This is a genomic window from Candidatus Zixiibacteriota bacterium, assembly GCA_035380245.1.
In the GTDB taxonomy this organism is placed as follows: Bacteria; Zixibacteria; MSB-5A5; order GN15; family FEB-12; genus DAOSXA01.
The window spans coordinates 376,590-401,912 of record DAOSXA010000002.1 but is presented as its reverse complement, the minus strand read 5'-3'; the positions used below and the strand labels follow the sequence as shown (position 1 = coordinate 401,912).

Below are 25,323 nucleotides of genomic sequence, written 5' to 3'. Positions count from 1 at the left end.
CTAAGGTCTAAACTCATCCGGATTCACCCAGGACAGCCGCTCCGATAAAGCCGGCATCATTGCCGAGTCGAGCCCGCGCCACGCGCAGTTCCCGGGTGGCCGAATCCCAAGCGCGTTCCTTAATCACGGCTGCGACCATTTCCACGAATCCGCCGCCGCCATCCGCAATTCCACCCCCTATTACTACGATCTCGGGGTTTAAAAGGTTCACAACTCCGGCCAAACCAATACCAAGATAGTAGGCTGTTTCGCTGAGAACCTCAAGGGCGGTTTCGTCCTGTTTCCGAGCTGCGGCAAATAGCTTTTTGATGTTAATCGAATCGATATCCCCGTTGAGAATCTCATTGAAAACCGGTGAGAGATTCTTTTTGAGTTTGGAACGGGTTCGTTCGATGATCGCTCGGCTAGAACAATACGCTTCGACACAACCCCGGGAGCCGCAGGCACAGAGAGGACCATCCATGGAGATGGGGACATGACCCACCTCGGCGGCGGAACCGGTTGCACCGCGCCAGACCTTGCCGTTCAGGATAATACCGCCGCCGATCCCGGTGCCGACCGTGGCGCAGACAACGGAGTTGGCTCCGATCGCCGCTCCGAATTTAGATTCGGCCAGAGCCATGGCGTTGGCGTCGTTGTCGACATAAACCGGCAGGTTGATACGTTCCGAAAGGGTCTCGGCGATTTTTGTACCGGTCCAGCCCTCAATGTTGGGACAGGGGCCAATTACCGTTCCGGTTTTGAAATCCACTGCTCCCGGTGAACCCACTCCCACATGGTCAACCGTGTATTCTTCCTCGGCAGCGTAATAGAGAATGCGCTCTGCTATGTTCGTGATGAGATGGAGAAGGGGAACAGGTCCCTTTTCGGCCATGGTTGGCCGCTGCTCACGGTGAATCACCTGACCGTTGCGGTCTATTAAACCAAATTTAACATTGGTCCCGCCGATATCGATACCGGCATAAGCGCGTTTGGACATCGGTTTCCTCAGAATGCGGGTCTTTGTAGTTGCCGGCGGCGGCCCTGTCCGATGGGGCAGTCGTCACGCTCGAAATAAGGCAGTGTGGTTGAGAGTGTCAAGGCTAAAGAATTATGTGACACAGCTCTGTTTTTACTGAGGATTAGACTATAGGTAATGGAACAAATCACCTCAGCGTTATTGAGAGTTTCGCACCCACTCCAACAGCTTCGCTCTGGGGATGGTCTCTTGGATATCTTCGGCCTTGAGCCATTCCTCGCGGTCGTCGGTGACACGGGCTTTCTCGCGCCCGGCCTCCAAATTCTTGACCGTAATCGTGCCGGCTTCGAATTCCTCGGAGCCGGCAATCACCGCGAACGGGATGCCGACTTTATCGCCGTACTTGATCTGTTTGGTGAGATTTTTCGTGTCACCCTCAAATATCTCGGCCGGGATACCCGCCTTGCGCAACTCACGCAGAATTTCGAGATAATCGGGGAGACGTTCGCGGTCCATGACGGTGACCAGCACGCGTGAAGTAGACTGTTTCAACTCAATCGCCTTCAGCTCGATCAACGCCGCCAGCAGTCGATCGACACCGATCGAGGTGCCCACCGCCGGGATAGACCGATTCAGGAACCGATCGACGAGATTGTCGTAACGGCCGCCCGAAAAGACCGAGCCGTACTCCGGCAAATCGAGCAGAGTAGTCTCGAACACCGGTCCGGTGTAATACCCCAGACCTCGGACGATGGTCAGGTCCACGCCGTACCTGGTTGGATCAACCTTCATCTCGTGCAGCAGCGACAAAATCTGACGCAAATCCTCGATACCGGCCTTTGATTCCTCAATATGTCCGAGGAGCTTTTCGACCTCGTACAGCGGGTCTTCGTCACCTTCACCGGCGATAGAAAGAAACTTGTCAATCTCTTTGATCTGACCGTCTTCCAAATGCAACCCCGGGATTACATCGCCCGACTGGTCGGTGCGTCCCGGTCCCAACTCGAGCAGGACTGCCTCGCGTCCCTGTTTTTCGAGCTTGTCGATCACCCGCATGACTTCCGGACCGCGCTCGGCCGGAATCCCGGCGTATTCGACCAGACCGTTGAGGATGCGACGACTCGAAAAACGGACCTTGAATCGCTTGACGCCAAGATGGGTCAGGGTCTCAACCATGGTCTGGATAATCTCGGCATCGGCGAGCAGGTTCGAGGTCCCCACGATATCCATGTCGCATTGCATGAACTCACGATAACGTCCCGGACCGGGTTTATCGACACGCCAGACCGTGCCGTATTGATAACCTCTAAAGGGGAGCGGCAGGTCCGGATTGCCGGCTACGAACCGAGCGAGCGACAAGGTGAACTCGTAGCGCAAAGACATATCGGTTTCTTCGGGGCCTTCGAAACCGAACAACTCTTTCAACGAGTCCTGATTGTAATGCGACCCGAGCAATGTCTCGGCCAATTCCACCGAGGCGGTTCGGAACGGAAGAAACCCATGCCGTTCGTAAACCTCGCGAATTTTGGTCAACATCGCCTCGCGGGCTATTTGTTCTTCGGGAGTGTAGTCTTTGAACCCCTTACAAAGCTGGGGTTTTACCTTCTGGCTTTTTTTCTTGTCTTTGCCCATTGCCAATGCCGTATCGCTCAGGTCCTTATTTCTACGGTTGTTTTGCGGCTGTCAGGTTGCAGCCGATTCGGTCGCCAATATACGAATTTGGCGCGGTCGAGAAAGTTTTTTGTTGGAAGCTGCAAAGAGTCGATCATCTCCAGAATTCTGTTGTTGATACCGGGTGGGTGTCATACTTTGATAAACGGAAAAGGGATATACTATGGCTGCCTCAGTTCGAAAAACGCTCAACGAATTGCTCTCCCGGCGCATTCTTATTCTCGACGGCGCTTCCGGCACGCTGCTGCAATCGCACGAGCTGACCGAAGCGGATTTTCGCGGCGAGCGATTTGCCGATCATCCGAACTATCTCAAGGGGAACAACGACCTGTTGAGTCTGACGCAACCCGAGGTGGTGAAATCGGTCTACCGCGCTTATGTCGAGGCCGGAGCGGATCTCGTTACCACCAGCAGCTTCAACGCCAACGCCGTTTCCCAGCGAGATTACGGGACACAGCAGTACGTCTATGAAATGAACGTAGCGGCCGCCCGATTGGCTTGCGAGGCAATCGATGAAGCGGAATCATCGACACCACGTTTTGTGGTCGGGTCACTCGGTCCGACCAATCGAACTTGTTCGATTTCGCCCGATGTCAACGATCCCGGCGCGCGCAACACCGATTTCGATGAAATGGCTGCGGCCTATGGCGAACAAGCTCGGGGTTTGATTGACGGCGGCGCCGATCTGCTCATGGTCGAGACCGTCTTCGATACACTCAACGCCAAAGCAGCCTTGTTTGCGATTCGTTCCATCCTCGAAGAACGTGGCCTCGATATCCCCCTCTGGGTTTCAGGCACGATCACCGATGCCTCCGGTCGCACCCTTTCTGGTCAGACGCCGCAAGCGTTCCAGATATCGGTCAGTCATGCCGATCTGTTCTGTCTCGGTCTCAACTGCGCCATGGGCGCGGAAGCTATGCGGCCTTACCTGATCGAGTTGTCCCATGTCACACCGTTACCGATATCCCTGCATCCCAACGCCGGACTTCCAAACGAGTTGGGTGGCTATGATGAGTCGCCGGAGAGTATGGCCGGAATTCTGGCCGAATACGCTCGTGAAGGTTTGCTCAACATCGTTGGCGGTTGTTGCGGCACCGTACCGGAACATATAAGAGCGATTAAGCAGGCCGTTGAAGGGTTCAAACCACGAGTAGTCCCTGAGAAGAAGAAACGAACCTTCCTGAGCGGTCTGGAGCCGTTGTCAATCGGGCCTGATTCTCTTTTCGTTAATGTCGGCGAGCGCACCAATGTGGCCGGTTCATCCCGTTTCAAGAAGCTGATCAAGGAACGTGACTACGAGAAAGCGGTCAAGGTTGCTCGTCAGCAGGTGGCGGCCGGGGCACAGATAATCGATGTCAACATGGACGATGCCATGCTTGACGGTCCGGCCGAAATGAAGCATTTCCTTAACCTCGTAGCGTCCGATCCGGATATCGCCCGGGTGCCGATCATGATCGACTCCTCCAAGTGGGAGATAATCGAAACCGGCCTCAAATGTGTCCAGGGGAAAGGGGTGGTCAATTCGATCAGCCTCAAGGACGGTGAGGCGGAGTTCCTGAGACGTGCGAAGTTGATTCGTCGTTATGGCGCCGCGGCTGTTGTCATGGCGTTCGATGAGGAGGGCCAGGCGACGAGTTATGATAAGCGAGTGGCGGTTTGCAAAAGGGCTTATCACCTCCTGACGGAACGAATCGATTTCCCACCCGAGGATATCATTTTCGATCCCAATGTGCTCACGGTGGCGACCGGCATCGCCGAGCATGATTCCTACGCAGTCGATTTTATCGAAACTTGTCGTACCATCAAAGCAGAACTTCCCGGAGCGCTGGTTAGTGGGGGGATCAGCAATCTGTCGTTTTCTTTCCGGGGCAACGACACCGTACGCGAAGCGATGCACGCGGTGTTTCTTTACTATGCCATCGAAGCGGGATTGGATATGGGGATCGTCAACGCCGGACAATTGGCAGTGTACGATGATCTCCCCGAGGACCTTCGCCAGGCGGCCGAGGATGTGATCCTCAACCGCGATCCGCAGGCAGCGAACCGCCTGACGGTGCTGGCGGCCAAAGCCACCGGTCTGACACACAAAGAAGCCGAGGATCTGTCCTGGCGCGAAGTCCCGGTCACGGAACGACTGTCGCATGCATTGATCCATGGTATCGTAGATTTTATCGAGGAAGATACTCTCTCCGCTCATAAGGAACTGGGATCGCCGCTGGCGGTGATCGAGGGGCCGCTCATGAACGGGATGAACGAGGTCGGCAACTTGTTCGGCTCCGGGAAAATGTTCCTGCCCCAGGTGGTTAAGTCGGCCCGGGTGATGAAGAAGGCGGTGGCGGTACTCACGCCGTTTCTTGAAGCGGAGAAGGGGCGGGGTGAAAGGCATAAGCGCGGGCGACTCCTGCTGGCGACGGTCAAAGGAGACGTGCATGATATCGGGAAAAATATCGTAGGTGTGGTAGTTGGCTGTAATAATTATGAAGTGATCGATATAGGTGTAATGGCGTCGGCTGAAAAAATCATTGCCACGGCGTTGGAGAAGAAAGTCGATATTATCGGATTAAGCGGGCTCATTACACCGTCGCTGGAAGAAATGGTTCATGTTGCGGACGAAATGAATCGTCGCGGTCTGAAAATTCCTTTGCTCATCGGCGGCGCTACCACCTCCAAGCTCCACACGGCCGTGAAAATCGCCCCCGCGTATCACGGACCGACTGTTTATGTGCCGGATGCCTCCCGTTCGGTCGGGGTGGTGGGGGCGCTGGTCAGCGAAGAGAAGCGTGATCCGTTCATTAGCCGAGTTCGTGAAGATTATGAGCAAACCCGTGAGCAATACGAACGTCGCACGATCGAACGGGATCTGATACCGCTCGAAGAGGCCCGCCGGGCCAGGCTGTCAATCGACTGGTCGGCATACTCTCCCGTTAAGCCGGCGCATCCCGGTATCACGACTCTGGAGAATTATGCTCTGAAGGAGTTGTGTGACTACATCGACTGGACACCGTTTTTCCAGGTCTGGGAGTTGAACGGTCGCTATCCGAATATATTTGACAATCCCACTCAGGGAGAGCAGGCGCGGCAATTGTTTGCCGATGCCGGACGGCTGCTTGATCGCATCGTTTCCGAAAGGCTGCTAACGGCAAAGGCCGTAGTGGGGCTTTTCCCGGCGGCGAGCAACGGTGACGATATTCTCCTCTATCCGGATGGGTCACACCGTGAGACTCATGTTCGTCTATGTCATCTTCGGCAGCAGCTTCGTTCGCCCTCGCGCAAGGCGAATCTTTGTTTAAGTGATTTCGTGGCTCCGGTTAAAACGGGTATCACGGATTATATCGGAGCATTCGTGGTCACGACCGGTCTCGGGGCGATTGAAGCCGCGGCACGATTCGAACGCGAGCATGACGACTATCATGCGATCATGCTCAAAGCGCTGGCGGATCGTCTGGCCGAGGCTATGGCTGAACGCATGCACCAGTTGGTGCGAAGCGAACTTTGGGGATATGCCGCAGGGGAGAAGCTGAGCCACGAGGCGTTGATTGCCGAGAAATACAACGGCATTCGTCCGGCTCCCGGATATCCGGCTTGCCCGGATCATTCAGAAAAAGGTAAGTTATTCGAACTGCTCGATGCTGAGCGGCGCATTGGCGTACGCTTGACTGAGAGTTTCGCCATGTGGCCGGTTGCATCGGTCTCCGGCTGGTATTTCGCGCATCCCGAGTCGCGTTATTTTGCCGTGGGGCGGATCGGTCGGGATCAGGTCGTTGACTATGCCGCTCGCAAGGGCTTGACTCTTTCGGAAGCGGAGCGCTTGTTGCAGCCCAATCTTGGCTACGATCCCGCGGGCGTGAAGGAATGAGATTGCATTTGAGGGAAAGGACCTGACGAGCCTATGTACGTTACGGAACACCTGGAGCGAGCCCGTAATCCGCTTTTCAGCTATGAGATTATTCCGCCGCCTCGGGGTAAAAGCGCTCGTGAAATTCTCGATATCGTCGAGCGTCTCATGCCGTTCGAGCCTCCTTTCATCGATGTGACTGCCCACTCCGCCGCCGCCAGCTACGACACCAATCCGGATGGAACCGTCGTACGCAAGATACGCCGCAAGCGACCGGGAACGCTTTCCATTTGCGGCATTATCCAGAACCGGTACAATATCGACACCGTGCCGCATTTGCTCTGCCAGGGATTCACGCGCGAGGAGACCGAAGATGCGATGATCGAGTTGAATTTCCTCGGCATCCATAATGTGCTGGCGATCCGAGGGGATGAACCCAATTTCAAGGTTGATATCCAGGCCGGGCGGACGGTCAACGAGCACAGCCTCGAACTGGTGGAGCAGTTGGACCATTTGCGCGACGGTTATTATCTCGATGAACTGGAGGAGAGCGAGGCGATCGATCTCTGCATCGGCGTCGGCGGTTATCCCGAGAAGCATTTCGAAGCTCCGAATCTGTCGTCCGATATCGCATATCTGAAGGAAAAAGTCGACGCCGGAGCGGATTATATCGTAACCCAGATGTTTTTCGACAATATGCACTTCATTGATTTCGCGGATCGCTGCCGCAGGGCCGGAATCGATGTCCCGATCATTCCCGGTATCAAGGTAATCAACTCCACTCGTCAATTGACGTTACTCCCGAAACGGTTTCATATCGACCTGCCGGATCGGCTGGTAGATGCCGTCAACGATGAACCCAAACGTGTGCGTCAGATCGGTATTGACTGGGCCGTGCAGCAATGCGAGCAGTTACTCAATTACGATGCTAAGTGCATTCACTTTTTCGTGTTTAACGATGTCAAGTCGGTCGAAAAAGTGGTGACGCGGTTACGGAAGTAGTTCTCTTGACGATCAGGTGACAGGTTTTAGTTGATCCTTCTCCGTGCACTAGCTATGCAACAAGCGGCGTATCCTGAACACGGGCAAAAACAAGGTTAGACATGACGCAACAAGTCCATAAGGGTATTATTCTCGCCGGCGGCGCCGGAAGTCGTCTTTATCCAGCCACTCAGGTGATGTGCAAGCAACTCCTGCCGGTCTATGACAAGCCGATGATTTACTATCCGTTGTCGACCCTGATGATGTTCGGGGTGACGGATATCCTCCTGATTTCCACCCCGGATGATCTCCCGCGATTCGAAGTATTACTCGGTGACGGCTCCGCACTCGGCCTGCGAATCAGCTATAAAGAACAACCGCGACCGGAGGGGATTGCCCAGGCGTTTATTCTTGGAGAAGAATTCATCGAAAACGACCCGGTGGTGTTGATTCTCGGGGATAATATCTTCTACGGTAAATTCGATTTCCTCCGTGCGGCGCGTGATTTCCGCAACGGCGGACTGGTGTTCGGTTATTATGTGCGCGACCCGCAACGTTATGGGGTAGTGGAGTTCGATCGCGATCGGCGGGTGAAATCAATCGAGGAGAAACCCACTCAACCCAAATCGAACTATGCCGTAACCGGACTCTATATTTACGATTCCAGGGTGGTCTCAATTGCCCGGAGCCTGAAACCCTCGGCCCGTGGCGAACTCGAGATAACCGATATCAACAATGCCTATCTTCGCGAAGGGCAACTCCGCTTCGTCGAGTTGGGACGGGGAATCGCCTGGCTCGATACCGGGACTCACGAGAGTATGCTCGATGCCTCGAATTTTATCGCCACTATCGAAAAAAGGCAGGGGCTTAAAATTGCCTGTCCGGAGGAGATCGCTTATCGCATGCGCCTGATTAACAAGGAACAGGTGTCGGCATTGGTCGAAGGTATGGTTGACAATTCATACAAGGCTTACCTGCGCGAAGTAGTGCGGGAGATTGAGCATGGCGGTTCCTAAAATCCTCATCACCGGCTCCAACGGTCAATTGGGACGTGAGTTGATGGACTATTTCGGCTCCTGCGCCGATGTGACCGGAATTGATTTGGAAGATCTCGATATTCTCAACCCGGAGGAAGTGCGTAGAACGTTTCGCAGTATTGCACCTGATGTCGTTTTGCACACTGCCGCCTATACCGATGTCGACCGTGCGGAGTCGGAACCTGATCGGGCGATGGCGGTCAATGCCGATGGCTCCCGCAATGTGGCGCTGGCTAGTCGTGAGGTGGGGGCTCGTCTGGTTTATTACTCCACCGACTATGTGTTTAACGGTAAGAAAAAGAAATCGTATGTCGAGGATGACCGACCGGATCCGATAAACGTCTACGGCCGCTCCAAGCTGGAGGGGGAGCGGCTGGTAAGCGAGATTGCAGATAACTCCGTGATCATGCGTATCGCCTGGCTGTATGGGCATAACGGTAAGAATTTCGTAAATACAATTCTCAAGGTGATCAACGAAAAAATCGAACAACTCGTCCCCGGCGAATCTCTCGAATGGCTTCGTGTCGTTGACGATCAGACCGGTAGTCCCACCTGGTCACGTGAAGTGGCGCGCCAGACAGAGGCGATCCTGGAACACGAATTGGTTGGAATCGTGCATGCTTCGGCGGAGGGACAAGCTACCTGGTATGACTTCGCCGTGGCCATTGTCGAGGCTTGCAGGCTCCCGGTTATGGTTTCGCCTTGTGCCACCTCGGTATACCCGCGTCCGGCCGAACGTCCTTTTTATTCCGTACTTGAAAACGCCCGTCTCAAAGAACTCGGTATTAATCGCATGGCCGACTGGAAGGATGCCCTCAACGAGTTCTTCGCTGTCGAAAACCAAACGATCTGATCCCTTGTTATTCCAAATCCGATTTTTAATTGACTGCCGGTGTTTACCGGATTAGCCTTCAAATGCATTGAAACTTAAATCATTAGAGTTGATCAGACCGTGATGCATCAAGCTCGCTGTATAGCCGTGACCGGCGGCGCCGGTTTTATCGGATCGAACCTTTTACTCTATTTAGTGCCGAGACATCCCGAGGTTAAGTTTATCAATATCGACTGCCTCACCTATGCGGCCAACCTGACTAATCTGAAGAGTCTCGAATCATCCGCCAATTATGTCTTTGAGCGAATCGACATTCGCGACAGCGATGCGCTCCGGACTTGTTTTGACCGACACGAGGTTGACGGAGTTATACACCTGGCAGCAGAATCTCATGTCGATCGATCGATTATCGGTCCGCAGGCGTTTATCGAGACGAATATCAACGGGACCTTCAATTTACTCGAACAGGCACGGCAACGAGTCGAGCAAGGGCAACCGTTTCGATTTCATCACGTTTCGACCGATGAGGTGTTCGGATCACTCGGGACTGAGGGCTTTTTCAACGAACAAAGCCCCTACCGTCCGAATTCCCCGTATTCCGCCTCAAAGGCCGCGGCCGATCACCTGGTGCGCTCGTATCATAGGACCTATGGGCTTGACTGTGTGATAACGAATTGTTCCAATAACTACGGTCCATATCAATTCCCGGAGAAACTGATCCCGCTGATGATTCGCAACGCACTTCGACGGATGCCGCTGCCGGTTTACGGTGACGGCGGTAATATCCGTGATTGGTTGTATGTAGACGACCATTGCCGAGCCCTCGAACTGGTTTTTGACCGGGGAGAAGCGGGTAAGACGTATGTAATTGGCGGTCACAACGAAATAACCAATATCGAGCTGGTGCGTAAGCTCATCGCCTTGATCAGAAAAAATACCGATTGTGAACCGTTGGATGAGTTGATTCAGTTCGTTGCCGACCGTCCGGGGCATGATCGTCGCTATGCGATCGATGCTTCGTACATCGAAACCGCGTTAGGCTGGAAACCGCAGTTGTGTTTCGAGGATGGCCTTCGTCACACGGTGGAGTGGTACCTGAATAATCAGGATTGGATAGAATCCTGCATCAGCGGCGAGTATCGACAGTATTATGAACGAATGTACGGTGACCGTTGAAACGTGCGCCGGAGAAGATGCCATGAATCAGGAGATTTTTGAAGGAGTCATTGTCAAGCGGTTGACGCGTCATACCGATCGGCGCGGCTGGTTGATCGAATTGTTCCGGTCCGATGAGATCGAGGCTGATTACATGCCGGTAATGGCTTATATCTCCATGACCCATTCCGGGGTGGTACGCGGACCGCATGAGCACCGCGATCAGGCTGATTTCTTCGGATTCATCGGACCATCGCGCTTTCGTCTCTATCTTTGGGACAACCGTTCCGATTCGAACACGTTTGGCAAGCGTATGACTCTCGAGGCCGGTGAGGGAGATCCGGCGGTAGTGATTGTCCCGGCCGGAGTGGTGCATGCCTATAAAAACATCGGCGATGTTGACGGTCTGGTTTTCAATGCCCCTAACAGATTGTATGCGGGGCAGGGGCGAGGCGAAACGGTCGATGAAATTCGCCATGAAGACGATCCCGCCTCGCCGTTCCAGGTTGATTGAACGAGTCGAAGCACCGATGCGACCATGAAACACGGGGCCATGACCATCACGCATAAATCCGAATCAGACAAAGACAGCTCGACTCCGGTTCGTACCGGTTCGATTTGGGCTTTGTTGACCCGCAATACGGTGTTCAACCTGCTGGGACGGATTTTGCCGATGGGGATTGCGGTGGTCTGTATTCCGGTGGTGGTCGACGGGCTCGGCACGGAGCCTTTCGGGGTGCTTACCCTGGCGTGGATGGTAGTCGGTTATTTCGGCATTTTCGATTTGGGGGTGGGGCGAGCGACCACCCAGTTCGTTGCCCGCGCGATTGAAAACAATCGACAAGGGGATCTTCCGACCGTCGTCTGGACCTCGCTCATGATGCTCATCGTACAGGGGATAATCGGCGCCATTGCCGTTGCCGCCGCGGTTCCCTGGCTGGTCAAGGATGTTTTTACGATCCCGGCCGGTTTACTCGATGAGGCCGAGCGCTCGTTTATGGCGCTGGCCCTGTCGATGCCGTTCATAATCGGCGCCTCGGGTGGCCGGGGCGTGCTCGAAGGTCATAACCGATTCGGTTTAGTGAACGCGATTCGCATACCGGCAAGCACGTTTAATTTCGTTTCACCGGTGGTCGTGCTTCTATTTTCACAGAGCTTGTTTTATGTCGTGCTGGTGCTGGCGATAGGGCGTGCGGCGGTGTTCATCGCGTTTACGATTGCGGCGATCAAATCACTAGGTCGCGACTGGCGACCGCGAACGCCTCGCGGCGCATTGGCCAAAGAACTGTTGGGCTATGGCGGTTGGATTACGGTCACCAACATGGTCGGGGCATTGATGTCGTTCGGTTACATAGATCGTTTCGTGGTCTCTTCACGTTTGGATATGAGCGCCGTGGCTTACTACAGCACGCCGTTCGAGATGGTTACCAAACTGCTCTTTTTGCCGGCGGCTCTGGTTATGTCGTTGTTTCCACTTTTTGCGGCTTGTGGTATGGAACGTTTGAACGATCTGCGCGATCTTATGCGTCGTTCGCTCAAAGCCTTGATGGTAATAGTGGCCCCGATCGTGATCCTGGTGGTGGCTTTTGCCGGCCCCGGTATCGATCTCTGGCTCGGAGCGGAATTCCGCATCGAGTCGACTCTGTTGTTGCAGTTGATGGCGGTCGGTATCCTGATGCTGGCTCTGGGCACGATTCCGAGCGGGGCGATCCAGGCGGTGGGCCGACCCGATTTGACGGCCAAACGGCACATTGTCGAGTTGCCTCTGTATGCGGTCGCTTCCTGGTGGGCCGCCGGGGCATACGGATTGACCGGGGTGGCTTCGGTCTGGCTCGGATATGCCACGGTTGATGTGATCGTGCTCTGGATAATTTCTGCTCGCCTGATAGACTATGATCGCTCCATTGTGAATCGTGACAATGGGTGGTTGTTGTTTTCCGTCATTGTCGTAACCGGTCTTGCGTTCGGTCTCACTGCCATACCGGGGATCGTGTTGCGATCAACGGCGGTTCTGGTTACACTGGTTCTGGTTACGACCGGATTCTGGCGGGGACTTATGACCGATGCCGACCGGGCCGGTTTCATACGATTGCTTGGCCGTCTCAATCGCCGTCGATCCGAAAGCGGGGTTGAAGTATGAGATTGATTCTTGGCGCTGATTTGCTCGATGATCGCCGGTGCGGCATGCGAATCTGTCTGGAATCATTCCTCGATGAAGTGGCCCGACAAAAACGACAGGATGAACTCGACCTGCTTCATGGAGTTCCACTCGGCCATGACTCACCTCAGGGATTTCGCAGTCGCCTGGTTCCTTATAGCGACGGACGTGGAGCGAAATTGATCTGGTCGCAGATAAGGCTTCCGGTATGGCTTAGGCAGACGGATTATGAAGTAATCCATTGGCCGTATCAGATAATGCCGCCGGGACGTTCGCCAATTCCACTGACGGTGGCGGTCTGGGACCTGGCGCCGATGTTACATCGTGAACCGGGCTGGGGGCGGTTTTCCACAGCGCTGAAATACGAAATGATACTCGGACGAGCGTTGCGCAATGCCGCTCACATCATCACGCACAGTCGGGCCGTAGCGCATGATATCGTCGAGAAATTCAAAATTGCCCCGGAAGCGATCAGTGTGATTTATCCCGGTTTATCGTCTCGTTTTCAAACGGAAGCCGAGAATGAAGTCGTTTCTCCGGCCGGACACGGAATCCTTTATGTCGGAACCGACACTACCCGCAAAAATTTGAATCTGCTGCTCGAAGCGTACGGTTTGCTCGTGAAGGACGGCTGTCGGGAACCGCTTCGACTGCGTGTTACCGATGATGAAAAACACCAAAAAATCATCAGAGAGCGTGCCCGTAGTTTCAAAATCCCGAAAGAACTGCTCCTCTTTGAGTCGGCAGTTAATCTGGAAGGATTGATTGCGCTGTATCGCGATGTCCGTCTGTTGGTGTTTCCTTCGCTTTATGAGGGCTTCGGTCTGCCCATGATAGAGGCGATGGCCTGCGGTGTGCCGGTAGTGGCGCTAAATTGTTCCACTATGCCCGAAGTCCTTGGGGATGCCGGTCTGCTTGTCGATGAACCCAAACCGCGACCTTTTGCCGACCGTATCGCGGAATGTCTTGCCTGGGACAACGACCGTCGCCGGCAACGAATCGAAGCGGGTCGGAAACAGGCCCTCCGTTTCCAATGGTCAACCTCTGTCGAACAACATTTCCAGGTCTGGGAAGCGGTTGCCTGCAATACCGCCCCGACCGATGTGGGAGAGCCATGGGCGAACGAATAGCGGCATTCTCACAACGTCTGAGCGGACTCCAGCGAGCTTTGTTGTTCCTGTTGGTCGGAGCGATGTTCATCAATGTCGCCAAGGTAGCATTGGGCTCGCGTTATTGGATCCTTCTGGCCGATGTCGTGACCGGTGTGCTTTTCTTATGGGTAACGATCACCGGGTTGTTACAGGGTCGAAAATGGCTTCGGATAGAATGGCTTTTCCTGGCTTTCATAACGATAGGTTTGGCGGAACTTTTCAATCCGAATGTGCCGTCGATGGTGGCGGGGATTGAGGGATTTCGGAGACTGATATTTCAGATGCTGATCTTTTTCGTGGCGGTGGCGGCCGCGACGAACCGCGAGTATGTAATTAAGACCGTCCACTTGATAGGGCTGTGTGCTATCCCGATTCTCCTGTACGGTATCAAGCAGTTTTTCTTCTTATCCGGTTTCGATTATGCCTTGATCTCCGCCAACACGGCCTCTATCGACACCTGGCAGATTTTCGGCAAGACGCGAGCCTTTTCGATTTTCAACGGACCTTTTCATCTCGGGCTGTTTTCCGGATTCATGTTTTGGGTGGCGCTGACTCTCTATGCCGAGAAGAAAAGAGCCTGGCCGATAACCCTGGCCGTTTTATCCGTGCTGGCCTGTCTGGCGAGCTTAACGCGGTCTTCAGTCGTGGCATTAGCCGGTTCGATCCCGATCGTGTTGTTTTTTATTTACCGACAACGGCGCATGAAAATCGTCTGGATTACTCTGATAGTGCTGGTCGTGCTGATTCTGATTGGCTGGATACTGACCGGCCTTTTCCCCGAGGTGGGCATGCTGTTCGGGAGTCTTTCCAGCCTGGACGATATGTCGCAGGGGACTCGTTTCACGAGTCGTTTTGAGGGTTACGCCCACGGCTGGAGTCTTCTTAAATCACACCCGGCGGGACTCGGGATGGGTTCGGCGGCCGATGCGATGGAGCAGTATTTCGAACCGGCCAACAAAATTCACGTCACCAGCCATAATTTGTTTCTGCGAGTGGCGCTGGAAACCGGCTGGCCCGGTCTGATTCTGTTTCTGCTGATGGTGTTGCTGCTGGCGCAGGCCGCATTCCGTCTGCGCGGCGAGGGCGATTTGCCCGCCGCCATGCTTTTATCCGGACCGCTTACGGTAATCATGATCGCCGGTCTGACCGGATCGAGTCTCGGTGCTTATCCGATCAATCTTCTGTTATGGGCGTTTTGTGGTTTGCTGTGTGGATTGGCCATGCTGCTGGGGGGGACGACGCATGGTCGCTGAACCCCGGGACCTGGTTGTTATCCCCTATCATTCCTGGTCGAAAGTCCAGGCCGAGGGTGCTCGTACGCGTGACGCCCATTTGATCGTGCATCTGTCGGAATTACCGAACGTTCGGCGCATTATGATTATAAACCGACCGGTTACGGCCGCAGAGTGTTTGGTTCGTACCGGCGCCGGGCGCACAAAAGGTGAGGTTATCAAAAAGAAGGTCTGTCGTGGAGTTGTGCGTCTAAACGAACGGACGGTGGCGCTGGATTATTTTTCGTGCGACTTATTAGGGCCGCTGCTTCTGCGCAAGAGCTGGTTCGCGAGGGCGTTCGGTCGGAGGCCGTTCGTTTCGTTCGTTATCGAGGCACTGGCTGCGGAGGGATTCGTTGACTATGACTGCATCAGCTTCAATCTGTTTGCAGCGCCTCTGGTGCGACATTTGAAATGTCGGCGATGCCTGTTCGACGGCTGGGATAATTTTCTCGAATTTCCGGAGCATAACTCGCATAGTTGCCGTTTACATGACTGCTATGCCGATTGGGCCGATATGAGGGTGGCCTGGACTACCAACTCAGAATCGAACCGTGATTTCTATTGTTCCGAGTTCGGGCTCGATAAGTGTGAAGTGGTCCGTAACGGCGTCGATGTTGAGCGGTTTCGGAAAAGGTATGCTGCTCCCGAGAAGTTGGTTGATCTGCCGAGACCGCTTGTCGGCATTGGAGCTAAAGTAACTCATCTGATCGATACCGATTTGATTAACTATCTGACAACCGCGTTTCCCGAAGTTAGTTTCGTGTTAGCCGGTCAGATACTCGATGCCGGACAGTTCCATCGTATCGTACAACGGCCGAATTTCCATTATCTGGGTGATATTCATTATCGTGATTATCCGGCGTTCGTTCAGCAGTTCGATGTCTGCCTGATTCCTTATGTCCCGGAGGAACGGCAGCACGGCGGGGATTCGATAAAGTTCTATGAATACCTGGCGGCCGATAAGCCGATCGTAAGTACTCGCATGGCAGGAATCGATGACTCCTACGAAGGAGTGTTTACGGCACAGGACAAGGAATCGTTTGAAGCTGCCCTTCGCCGGGCGCTAAAGATTCGCCCGCAACCACGCATGATCCCGGATGAATTAACCTGGCGTGCTCGTGCCGAAGCGATTTGGCGCGTTTTATCCTCCCGATAATTTCACACCGTTTCGTGCACCCGATTTTCAGTCCGTCTCAGGACGAGACGGCTGGTACGGGGGAAAGTCTCCTCAAGTTGGTGTCGCAGATTTTGCAGGGAGGCATCATTCGCACGGTTGGCTTTAAGGCGAAAGGCTTCCAGAACGAACGCGATTAAAACCGCCGAGAGTAATGTCACTGCCAAAACGGCCAGCAGGATCGAGAGCCGATACGGACCGGACTTGACGGTCGGCAACGAGGGTTGATCCAGCACCGAAACGATCGGAATATCTTTTTGGGCATCGAGCCGAGCTATTTCCAACTCACGCGCCAGATAAAGGTAAGCCGTATTCTGGATTTCCACCTCACGTTCCAACTGAACGCTTTCAGCCAGAATGTCGGGATTCGCGCTCGCTGCCCAGTTACGATTCTGGGCGCGGAAGCGGCGAACGTTTTCTTCGGCAACGGTGAGGGAGTCCTTATGCCGTGCCGCCTGTGACGCCAGATAGCGCACGTTTTCCTGAGCTTTGGAGGCTCGTTGGTGGAGATTAAAATGCTCCAGTGCTCTCAGATATTGCGATAGAACTGCCCGGGAGAGCACCGGGTGCTCGGTTTCGACACTGACGGTGATGACACCGGTCAGTTTATCGGTAGCGATCGAGGTGATGCCGTCCAGCGCTGCCCGAAGTTTATCAGGATTATCCTCATCGAGATATTCGGCAAGAGTTACGGTTGTCGCCGCCGAACCGTGGTCGAGTACGTACGAATAATTCAGCACCGAATCCTTGACAAGTCGTGAGCGCAAAATGGTTGGGAACAACTCCGAAGAGCTTTCCGCGGCTTGGTTGGCGCTGCCGAATCCGGCCAATGTTTTCAACTCGGCCAGTTTATCGGCGGGTGCGGTTGGCAATAACGTAGCGCTTGAGCTATACCGATTCGGCAACAGCAACAATATCGCAAGGGCGGGAATGACCACGATTGCCACGATCGAGGCGATCATCCGGCGCCGCGATAGAAGGATGCGAACCAGATCGAATAAACTGATGTGGTTCAGGTCGTCGTGCGAGGTATTTTTGTCTGAGAGATGCTCTTTCATACTCCAAAGGCAGTTTTTTAGGTTCCTGTCTGATTCATTATATGGCAAGTGGTGTGCCGAACTGAATGGGGACTGTTTACGCGACGTAATCGTTTCAAAATGAACCAGTTAACACGGCCCGGCAGGATCTGCGTGAGGTGGCTGTCCGTGATGAAGGGAAGGCATTTCCGGTGCGATGCGGACCTTTTTTCTTGTTCGCATCAGCCTGTGGGCGCATCCAACGAATGCTTTACCATGCTCTTGAGGAAGGCTATATTGGTTGCGAGAAATGAGGAATATCTCGGAATAGAACAGCATGAGTGCGACAGAATCAGGCTCGTCACAACCGCGTCTTGAACCGACGCCGCTTCACCAGCGTGATATGGCGATGCTGCTTGCCCTGATCGGGGTGGCGGTCGGTTATTGGAACAAGGATCTGCGTTGGGTGCTAGGCGCCGGTGTTGTCCTTGTGCTGGGATTAATCGCTCCGATTCTGTTCAAACCACTCGCTGCCGTTTGGCTCACCGTGACGCATTTCGTCGGCTTGGTGGTTTCTCGCATTATCCTCAGTTTGATCTATTTCCTGATCGTGACGCCTATCGGCCTATTCCGACGCTGGACCGGCCGGGACACGCTGCATGTCGGTCGCTTCAAAAAGGAAGACGGATCGGCTTTCAATAAACGTGAGAAACAGTTCGGACCGGATGATTTGGAAAGGCCTTATTGAAATGAGTTCATTCGGAGATCTGATCGGCTTTTTCAAGCATCGTAAGAAATACTGGCTGGCTCCGGCTATCGTAGTGTTGGTGCTGCTGGGAGTGCTCATCGTATTAGCCGGCAGCAGTGCTCTGGGTCCGTTTATCTACACGCTTTTCTAAGGTCTCCCCAATGGCTCGCGCGATTCTTGGCATCTCCGCTTACTATCACGACAGCGCTGCAGCGCTCGTGGTTGACGGCAAGGTCGTTGCCGCGGCTCAGCAGGAGCGGTTCTCGCGCATTAAATACGATCCTCGTTTCCCGGCTGATGCGATAAACTTCGTTCTCAATTATGCCGATCTGACTCCCGATCAGATCGAGGCCGTCGTTTTCTACGACAAACCGATGCTCAAATTCGAACGACTGCTTGAGACTTATCATGCCTTTGCACCGCGTGGATTCAGCAGCTTCGTTAAAGCAATGCCGGTGTGGATAGGGGAGAAGTTGTTTATGCGACGACTCCTGGTGCGCGAGTTGAAAAAGCTGGGTTTTAGAAAACCCCGATTACTTTTTCCAGAGCATCATCTTTCGCATGCCGCGGCCGCTTTTTATCCTTCGCCGTTCGAGTCTGCCGCTGTGCTTACAATTGACGGTGTTGGAGAATGGGCTACGGCAACGATCTGTCACGGCCAGTCGGCAGGCATGCACCTTCTGCGCCAGTTGGATTTCCCGCACTCGATAGGTTTACTCTATGCCGCGTTTACGGCCTATTGTGGTTTTAAGGTCAACAGCGGCGAATACAAACTGATGGGGCTCGCACCTTATGCCGACCGTGACTCCGGTGATGTCCGCCGTCAGGTAGAACGTATCCTGAATGAGTTGGTAGACCTGCGCGATGATGGCTCTCTGCGCCTCAATATGGCTTATTTCCCGTATGCAACCGGTATGACGATGTTCGACGAATCCCGCTGGCGTGAGTTGTTCGAGGTCGCTCCCCGTTTGACCGGGGGGGAGATTCAGACGGGGCATATCGCATTGGCCGCGGCGATTCAGGTTGTCACCGAGGATATCCTTCTCCGTTTGTCTCGTTCCGCCCATGAGTTGACGGGCGAAAGGGACCTTTGTCTGGCCGGCGGTGTGGCTCTGAACTGTGTTGCCAACGGCCGGTTGCTTCGATCCGGTTTATTCGACCGTGTCTGGATTCAACCGGCGGCGGGTGATGCCGGTGGTGCGCTCGGGGCAGCGTTGGCAGGGTGGCATATTGCTCTGAGACAAGAGCGGAATATCCATAAACCGGATGGAATGGAATACGCTCTGCTCGGTCCGGGATATTCGAAAGGAGAAGTCGATGAACGACTATCACCCTGGAGACCTAAGTACGAGAAGTTTTCTGATTTTGAAAATCTCTGTCGACGCGTAGCCGCCCTGCTCGATGCCGGTAAGGTAGTGGGATGGTTTCAGGGGCGTATGGAATTCGGTCCGCGTGCTCTAGGAAATCGGTCCATTCTGGCCGATCCCCGTTCGCCCGGAATGCAACGCAAGCTCAATCTCGCTATCAAGAAACGTGAGGGATTTCGGCCGTTTGCACCGGTCGTACTGCTCGAACATGCTCGTCGGTGGTTTGATCTGGATGTCCCTTCGCCGTATATGTTGTTCACGGCTCCGGTCCGGCAGGCAAGACTTAAAAATTCCTCTGTAAATCCTTCGGGATCCTTATCGGAGCGATTGAACCAACCACGGTCGGAGATCCCGGCGGTTACGCATGTCGATAATTCCGCCCGTGTGCAAACTGTTACATCGGATGCGAACCCGCGTCTGTATCGGTTGTTGGAGTCGTTCTATGATATCACCGGCTGCCCGGTGTTGGTCAACACCAGCTTCAACGTCCGAGGCGAACCGATCGTATGTACGCCTGAAGAGGCCTATCGCTGTTTCATGAGAACCGAAATGGATTTCCTGGTGATTGGTGATTACTTGTATGACAAAACCAGCCAACCATTAAAGGACAAAGCCGACCTGTGGGAGGAGGCGTTCGAAAATGACTGAAGCGACTGTCGGCAAAAAACTACCGTTGGCGGCCGTGCTGTTTAATCTCTTGCTGGCGTTTTCCACCTTCCTGATCTGTACGGTTATGTCCGAGCTGGCTGTCCGCTGGTTGTTCGGCGATTCGATGTACCTGTTCCCGCGTTTTCAGACCGCGGCCCATTATGGACCGGTATCTATTCCGCGTCTGCGTTCAAATGAGACCTTCCGTCACAAGTCCGCCGATGGTTCCTGGGAGTTCACGACCAACAACTGGGGATTTCGTGATTACCGTGATTACGATTACGAAAAGGCCGATTCTGTTTATCGCATTCTCTGTCTCGGTGATTCCCAAACGATGGGATATGAATGTGATCAGGATTCAACCTGGCCCGCTGTGTTGGAACGGGAACTTCGCGTACGAAGTGTCCGCTTCGAGGTTCTCAACTGCGGTATCGCCGGATTTGGAACAGCTCAGGAATTGGCTTTTCTGCATTATGAAGGACTCCGCTATCAACCTGATTTAGTAGTATTGGGATTCTATGCCAATGATTTCGAGGATGCCGAACATAGCGGATTGTACGCGATAGAGCACGATTCGCTTGTACTCAGTAAAACTACTTACCTGCCGGGGATCGCAGTTCAGGATCGTTTACTCGGCATTGGCCTGTTTCGCTGGTTGATCCAACACTCCTTTTTATTTTCAATGATGGTCAACGTGATCACCTCGGAAACGGATCAAGAAGCGGTTGAGGCTCGCGCGGTCGTGGATAACGGCCCGACTTCTTCACAAGAACGGCTGGCGGAGGCTTTGATTCTTCGCATGAAGATGCTGTGTGATTCATCGGATACCCGCTTTATCGTTCTGGATCTGCCGCATCCGCTGGAAAAACTTACCGGCCCCTCGATGCCGACGGCATTGATCGACAGTCTTTCGGCACATGATGTGAGAGTGCTTGAGGCATCGTATATAGTAAACGAAGAACTACCGCCCGGGGCGATGAACCGTCCACATGGATTGAGACATCTGACACCTGCGACACAGGAAGTGATTGGTCGTCGTCTGGCGGAACAGCTTACCAATCCGTGAGTATTGACGGACTCATCATCTTTTAACTTGATCCGACTCCAGTATTTTCTGATACCTGTCGATAGGTGTGGTAAAGAGGGCAGGTTATCACACTCTCAAGAGAACGACTTGACATGACAGATACCAAACTCACGTTCAAGCGCAAAACAAGATCAGCCTCCGATAAACCGCGAGTGGCATTCTGCGGCACGCGCGGACTCCCCGCCAACTACGGCGGTTTTGAGACCGCCATCGATCACATCACGGCGCATTTTATCCGTAACGGTTTCGAATGCGAGGTGTTTTGTCGTGAATCCAACGGTGATGTCCGACCTGACCGACACGAGGGGCGGATGCTGCGATATGTTGCCGGAAGTCGTCATCGCGTGCTGGATACGTTCATCGCCTCGATTCAGACCGGGAGAGCAATCCGGCGCGACCGTCGCCGCTATGACTGTGTGATGTGGTTTAACAACGCCAACCTGCCGGGGATTCTGCTTACCGTCATGGCGCGAATCCCGATGGTGATCAACACCGACGGACTCGAATGGAAAAGGGCCAAATGGAGTTGGCCGTTCAAGCTGTACTACTATCTTTCGAGTTGGATAGTAAGCCGTCTTCGAGCAACATTGGTGAGCGACAGTGTGGGGATTCAGAATTTCTACCGGGAGCAATTCGGCGCCGAGTCGCAGTTCATTCCCTATGGAGCGCCGCGCAAATATGATGTCTCCCCCGAGAAACAGGCAGATATCCTGAACAAATACGAGCTTGAGTCCGGGAAGTATTTTCTACAGATCACCCGCATCGAGCCGGATAATCTTCCGTTTGAAACAGTCAGTTCATTCGCCGCGACCGATTTGTCCCGGAAAGGCTTTCGGATGGTTGTGGTAGGATACCAGCAACCGACTCCTTATGCTGAGAGACTGCGAGCTTACGATGGCGTCAACGGCGTTAGGATTCTTCCGGCCAACTACGATGCCGATGAGTTGTATGCACTTCGCCGCAACTGTCGTTGTTACGTGCACGGCAACTCGGTCGGCGGCACCAATCCGGCGCTGCTCGAAGCGATGGCGGTTTGTCCGCGCGTGGTTGCGATCGACATTGACTTCAGCCGTGAGGTGCTGGGGGAGAGCGGGTTCTTTTTTCAAGTGCATAATTTGGCTGAAGTCCTGGTTTCGGCTGCGATGGATATGCCCGATCAGTCCGAGGCGATGCGGCGTCGTATTGCCGAACGTTATCGCTGGGACGAGGTGGCTCGCAGTTACATGAATCTGGCTTTGGGACATCCTGCCGCCTATCTGGAAACCGATAGAGAATTACCGATAATTGAGCGAGAAGCACTTCGAGAAGTGATGAAATCAACCGTTAACAAAGACCATGAGGCGGATTAAATCCCCGAGGCAGGTATGATCAAGGCACTGATTACAATAGTGTCGGTTTTACTGATTGCGACAAGTGTGTCCGCTGAAGTGGCCCTGCCGCTTAACGACTATGCATTTCGCCTCGAATACGACCTTCTCTATCAACAGGCCGTGCGCTGCGGCGAAGTTCAATCATGGCCGGCTCAAGGGCCATTCTTGTCGTGTGACTTCGAGCGTCTGTTGTCCGACTCGCTGTCGTCGCCGATTCTCGATCTCTTGTATCCGGTCTCAGGCGATCATGTTCGCGGCTTCGCGATCACTCAGGAGAAACTTCAAACCGGACAGTCCCGCAAAAGTGAGGACCTGACCAAACTGACCGGTGGCTTTATCTATCGTCCTGTTCGCTCATTGGGTGCGCTGGTCAGTTTTAATCTCGATCGGGCCAAAGCTCTCGATCCGGATTATACCGGCAAGAAATGGCGCGGTCTGGCCGGAGAAGTCGAGACGGCAGCGTTGTTCTTCGATGTCGGTGCGTTCGACTTCAGCTTCGGTCGGCAGCACTTATTCTGGGGACCGCGTGAGACGAATCTCGTGCTGTCTGCCGAGGCTGAGCCGCTCGACATGCTCGGGGCGCATTTCTCCAAGGGACGGTTGGATATAGCTTTCGTATTCGCCCGACTGGATCAATCGCGTCCGGACAGTATCGACTATATTCGTTTCCCCGTCGACTCGTTTGACGACAACCGCTATCTGGCTATGCATCGTTTGTCAGTGCGCCTGCATCGTACGTTGCGGGTATCATTGTTCGAAACAGTCATATTCGGCGGCGCGGGGCGGTCGCCGGAGTTGTACTATCTCAATCCGCTGCAGTTTTTCCACACGGCTCAGATCAATGAGAATATCGACGACAACACCATGCTCGGCGGCGATTTCACCTGGTTTTTCCGCAAGGGCTGGTCGTTCTACGGCCAACTGCTGATCGATGACATCCAGGTGGACGACAAGGAACAAGCAGACGAGGAACCGGCCGAGGTGGGAGGGATGGCCGGACTCTATCGCGCCGGGCGAACGGCGTCGTTCGAGCCCGACCTGTTCGTTGAATATACTCACATCACCAACCGCACCTATCATCAGCGCAAACCGCGAAACCGTTATCTCTATCGCAACAAGCTGTTAGGGCATCCGCTCGGCCCGGACGCCGACTCGCTTCATGTCGGAGCTCGGTTCTGGCCGACCGCCTCGTTCTCCTGTGAAATAGGTTTAGCCTATTGTCGCCATGGCGAGGGAACTATCTACAGCCCCTGGGATGAGTCTTTCCTGCTGGTCGACGGCGACTACGATGAGCCGTTCCCGACCGGGGTGGTTCAGAAACAGTTCGGTGCGGTGCTGAAGGTTTCCGGTTTTATCCCGGTTGCCGGTTATGTCGGACGCCACTTCATGCTCGATTTCGCGGCCGGTTATAGCGACCTGAGCAATGCCCAACATGTTCTGAATTGTGATGTCGACGACAGCTTCCTGGACATTGCTGTTGCCTGGTTCGGTTCGTTCGATCTGTTCGTTGGAGACTGATAGTCTCCGCATCCCTCTGATAAATCCTTGACCGTAACAGCCTTATTTCCTCTATTGATCCGGATTCGTGAACGGTTTCCCGAAATATGAGGTGAATAGCAGTTTGGATTTCTCCGGAAGAACGAAAATTGTCGGGATCGGCTCGGCTCTGGTCGATATGATCTCACACCAGTCGCATCAGCTAGTGGAATCGCTCGGTCATGCCAAAGGGGGGATGACTTTGGCTGAGGTCGCTTTTATCGAGGCGACCGTGGCGAAGTTACTGGAAAACCCGGCACAATCACCGGGCGGATCGGCCTGCAACACGATCGTCGGTGTCGGTCAACTGGGCGGTGAGGCGCGTTTTATCGGTAAATGCGGCCGGGATGAACTGGGGGAGAGGCTGGAGAGCTCATTGCAGGAAGCGAACGTCGAGCCGATGTTGCTCCGTTCACACACCCCCACCGGGCAGGTCTTGTCGCTGGTTACGCCGGATGCCCAGCGGACCATGTTTACCTTCCTGGGAGCATCCTCGGAAATTGTCCCGGAAGAGATTATCGTGGAACCGCTGGCGGAAGCTGCAATCGTTCATCTTGAAGGTTATCTCCTTTTCAACTGGGACCTGACCGTACGCTGTTTTGAAGCCGCGTGTGAGGCCGGGGCAAGGATTTCACTGGACCTGGCCAGCTACACGGTTGTTGAAGCGGCCGGTGAGAAGTTACATGAACTGGTGCGCGAGTATGTCGATATTCTCCTGGCCAACGAAGATGAAGCCCGCGCCTACACCGGTCTGACGGATGAGAGCGCTATGCTCAGCGCGCTGGCCGAGGAAGCTCCGATTGCGGCGCTCAAAACCGGCCCCAGGGGAGCTCTGATTCAGGCCGGGGACGCTGTTATAAAAATAACTGCCGTGACTGGCGGCGATATCGTTGATACCACCGGCGCCGGGGATCTCTGGGCAAGCGGACTCCTTTACGGTTTGGTGCAGGGTTGGTCTTTGGAGCAGGCCGGAACTTTAGCGGCGCTATGTGGCTTTGAGGTCTGCCAGGTCGATGGCGCTCAGATTCCGGACGAGGGTTATGAACGTATTCGAGCCTGGATGGAGCGGTATTAGCGAAACTTTTGGCCGACAAGAGCCTCCGCGTGCATTTTTCCGTTGATTTTTAAGGCTTAACTCATTTATTAGGGCTTTGTGTTTCGGACACAGTGCCGATACATACCATATTCCAAAGTTGGTGGGGTTCCCGAGCGGCCAAAGGGAACAGACTGTAAATCTGTCGGCTCAGCCTTCGAAGGTTCGAATCCTTCCCCCACCACTTTTTTATTGCGGGCGCCACGCCCGTTTTTTTGTGCCCGGGATCGGG

At 54.2% G+C, this 25,323-nt stretch carries 20 protein-coding genes and 1 tRNA gene; 18 read left to right on the top strand and 3 right to left on the bottom strand.

All coding sequences use genetic code 11. From position 1 onward, the window contains the following. Window positions 1–13: 13 nt before the first annotated feature. Together PLF13_06940 and hisS are read right to left on the bottom strand one after the other, a co-directional pair. Window positions 14–979 carry an ROK family protein gene (locus PLF13_06940; GenBank protein ID HOP07011.1) on the bottom strand — a complete coding sequence of 322 codons (966 nt, stop codon included), beginning with the start codon at window positions 977–979 and terminating at the stop codon, window positions 14–16. 177 nt (window positions 980–1,156) lie between these two features. Continuing rightward, window positions 1,157–2,590 (bottom strand): histidine--tRNA ligase, encoded by a 1,434-nt coding sequence (gene hisS, locus PLF13_06935; GenBank protein HOP07010.1) that lies wholly within the window; start codon window positions 2,588–2,590, stop codon window positions 1,157–1,159. 202 nt (window positions 2,591–2,792) lie between these two features. Between hisS and metH the strand changes: the two genes are divergently transcribed. The 10 genes from metH to PLF13_06885 all read left to right on the top strand — a co-directional run bounded on the left by metH (window position 2,793) and on the right by PLF13_06885 (window position 16,208). Further along, window positions 2,793–6,485, top strand: coding sequence for a methionine synthase (gene metH, locus PLF13_06930; GenBank protein ID HOP07009.1), 3,693 nt, complete (start codon window positions 2,793–2,795; stop codon window positions 6,483–6,485). A 33-nt stretch (window positions 6,486–6,518) separates the two neighbouring features. Further along, complete coding sequence (locus tag PLF13_06925; protein ID HOP07008.1) at window positions 6,519–7,466, top strand: methylenetetrahydrofolate reductase; 948 nt, start codon at window positions 6,519–6,521, stop codon at window positions 7,464–7,466. 101 nt (window positions 7,467–7,567) lie between these two features. Further along, a complete protein-coding gene (gene rfbA, locus PLF13_06920; GenBank protein ID HOP07007.1) occupies window positions 7,568–8,461 on the top strand; it encodes a glucose-1-phosphate thymidylyltransferase RfbA in 894 nt (297 codons plus the stop codon). Continuing rightward, window positions 8,448–9,335, top strand: a complete 888-nt coding sequence (gene rfbD, locus PLF13_06915; protein HOP07006.1) for a dTDP-4-dehydrorhamnose reductase — start codon at window positions 8,448–8,450, stop codon at window positions 9,333–9,335. The genes rfbA and rfbD overlap by 14 nt, the downstream gene beginning before the upstream one ends. Before the next feature lie 102 nt (window positions 9,336–9,437). Then, entirely contained in the window at window positions 9,438–10,490 is a 1,053-nt protein-coding gene (rfbB, locus tag PLF13_06910; GenBank protein HOP07005.1) for a dTDP-glucose 4,6-dehydratase, read from the top strand. 22 nt (window positions 10,491–10,512) lie between these two features. Next, complete coding sequence (locus PLF13_06905) at window positions 10,513–10,983, top strand: dTDP-4-dehydrorhamnose 3,5-epimerase family protein (protein HOP07004.1); 471 nt, start codon at window positions 10,513–10,515, stop codon at window positions 10,981–10,983. 24 nt (window positions 10,984–11,007) lie between these two features. Continuing rightward, window positions 11,008–12,609: a flippase gene (locus PLF13_06900; protein ID HOP07003.1), complete on the top strand. Its 1,602-nt coding sequence runs from the start codon at window positions 11,008–11,010 to the stop codon at window positions 12,607–12,609. Beyond that, a complete protein-coding gene (locus PLF13_06895) occupies window positions 12,606–13,757 on the top strand; it encodes a glycosyltransferase family 1 protein (GenBank protein HOP07002.1) in 1,152 nt (383 codons plus the stop codon). Before PLF13_06900 ends, PLF13_06895 begins: the two co-directional genes overlap by 4 nt. Then, the gene (locus tag PLF13_06890; GenBank protein HOP07001.1) at window positions 13,742–15,031 is read left to right on the top strand and encodes an O-antigen ligase family protein; all 1,290 of its coding nucleotides are present in this window, start codon (window positions 13,742–13,744) and stop codon (window positions 15,029–15,031) included. Before PLF13_06895 ends, PLF13_06890 begins: the two co-directional genes overlap by 16 nt. After that, window positions 15,021–16,208 carry a glycosyltransferase gene (locus PLF13_06885; protein HOP07000.1) on the top strand — a complete coding sequence of 396 codons (1,188 nt, stop codon included), beginning with the start codon at window positions 15,021–15,023 and terminating at the stop codon, window positions 16,206–16,208. Before PLF13_06890 ends, PLF13_06885 begins: the two co-directional genes overlap by 11 nt. A 2-nt stretch (window positions 16,209–16,210) precedes the next feature. Here PLF13_06885 and PLF13_06880 read toward each other — a convergent pair whose 3' ends face one another. Continuing rightward, complete coding sequence (locus PLF13_06880) at window positions 16,211–17,284, bottom strand: Wzz/FepE/Etk N-terminal domain-containing protein (protein ID HOP06999.1); 1,074 nt, start codon at window positions 17,282–17,284, stop codon at window positions 16,211–16,213. 295 nt (window positions 17,285–17,579) lie between these two features. Between PLF13_06880 and PLF13_06875 the strand changes: the two genes are divergently transcribed. From PLF13_06875 to PLF13_06840, 8 genes are all read left to right on the top strand, one after another. Beyond that, window positions 17,580–17,990: an SxtJ family membrane protein gene (locus tag PLF13_06875; protein HOP06998.1), complete on the top strand. Its 411-nt coding sequence runs from the start codon at window positions 17,580–17,582 to the stop codon at window positions 17,988–17,990. A 1-nt stretch (window position 17,991) separates the two neighbouring features. Next, window positions 17,992–18,141: a DUF5989 family protein gene (locus PLF13_06870; GenBank protein HOP06997.1), complete on the top strand. Its 150-nt coding sequence runs from the start codon at window positions 17,992–17,994 to the stop codon at window positions 18,139–18,141. A 10-nt stretch (window positions 18,142–18,151) separates the two neighbouring features. After that, a complete protein-coding gene (locus PLF13_06865) occupies window positions 18,152–20,005 on the top strand; it encodes a carbamoyltransferase (GenBank protein HOP06996.1) in 1,854 nt (617 codons plus the stop codon). Next, entirely contained in the window at window positions 19,998–21,071 is a 1,074-nt protein-coding gene (locus PLF13_06860) for a hypothetical protein (protein HOP06995.1), read from the top strand. Before PLF13_06865 ends, PLF13_06860 begins: the two co-directional genes overlap by 8 nt. 113 nt (window positions 21,072–21,184) lie before the next feature. Further along, window positions 21,185–22,441 carry a DUF1972 domain-containing protein gene (locus PLF13_06855; protein HOP06994.1) on the top strand — a complete coding sequence of 419 codons (1,257 nt, stop codon included), beginning with the start codon at window positions 21,185–21,187 and terminating at the stop codon, window positions 22,439–22,441. A 15-nt stretch (window positions 22,442–22,456) separates the two neighbouring features. After that, window positions 22,457–23,980, top strand: a complete 1,524-nt coding sequence (locus PLF13_06850; GenBank protein HOP06993.1) for a capsule assembly Wzi family protein — start codon at window positions 22,457–22,459, stop codon at window positions 23,978–23,980. Window positions 23,981–24,071: 91 nt separating this feature from the next. Next, entirely contained in the window at window positions 24,072–25,073 is a 1,002-nt protein-coding gene (locus PLF13_06845) for an adenosine kinase (GenBank protein HOP06992.1), read from the top strand. Between the two features lie 120 nt (window positions 25,074–25,193). After that, a tRNA-Tyr gene (locus tag PLF13_06840) sits at window positions 25,194–25,275 on the top strand. Window positions 25,276–25,323 lie beyond the last annotated feature (48 nt).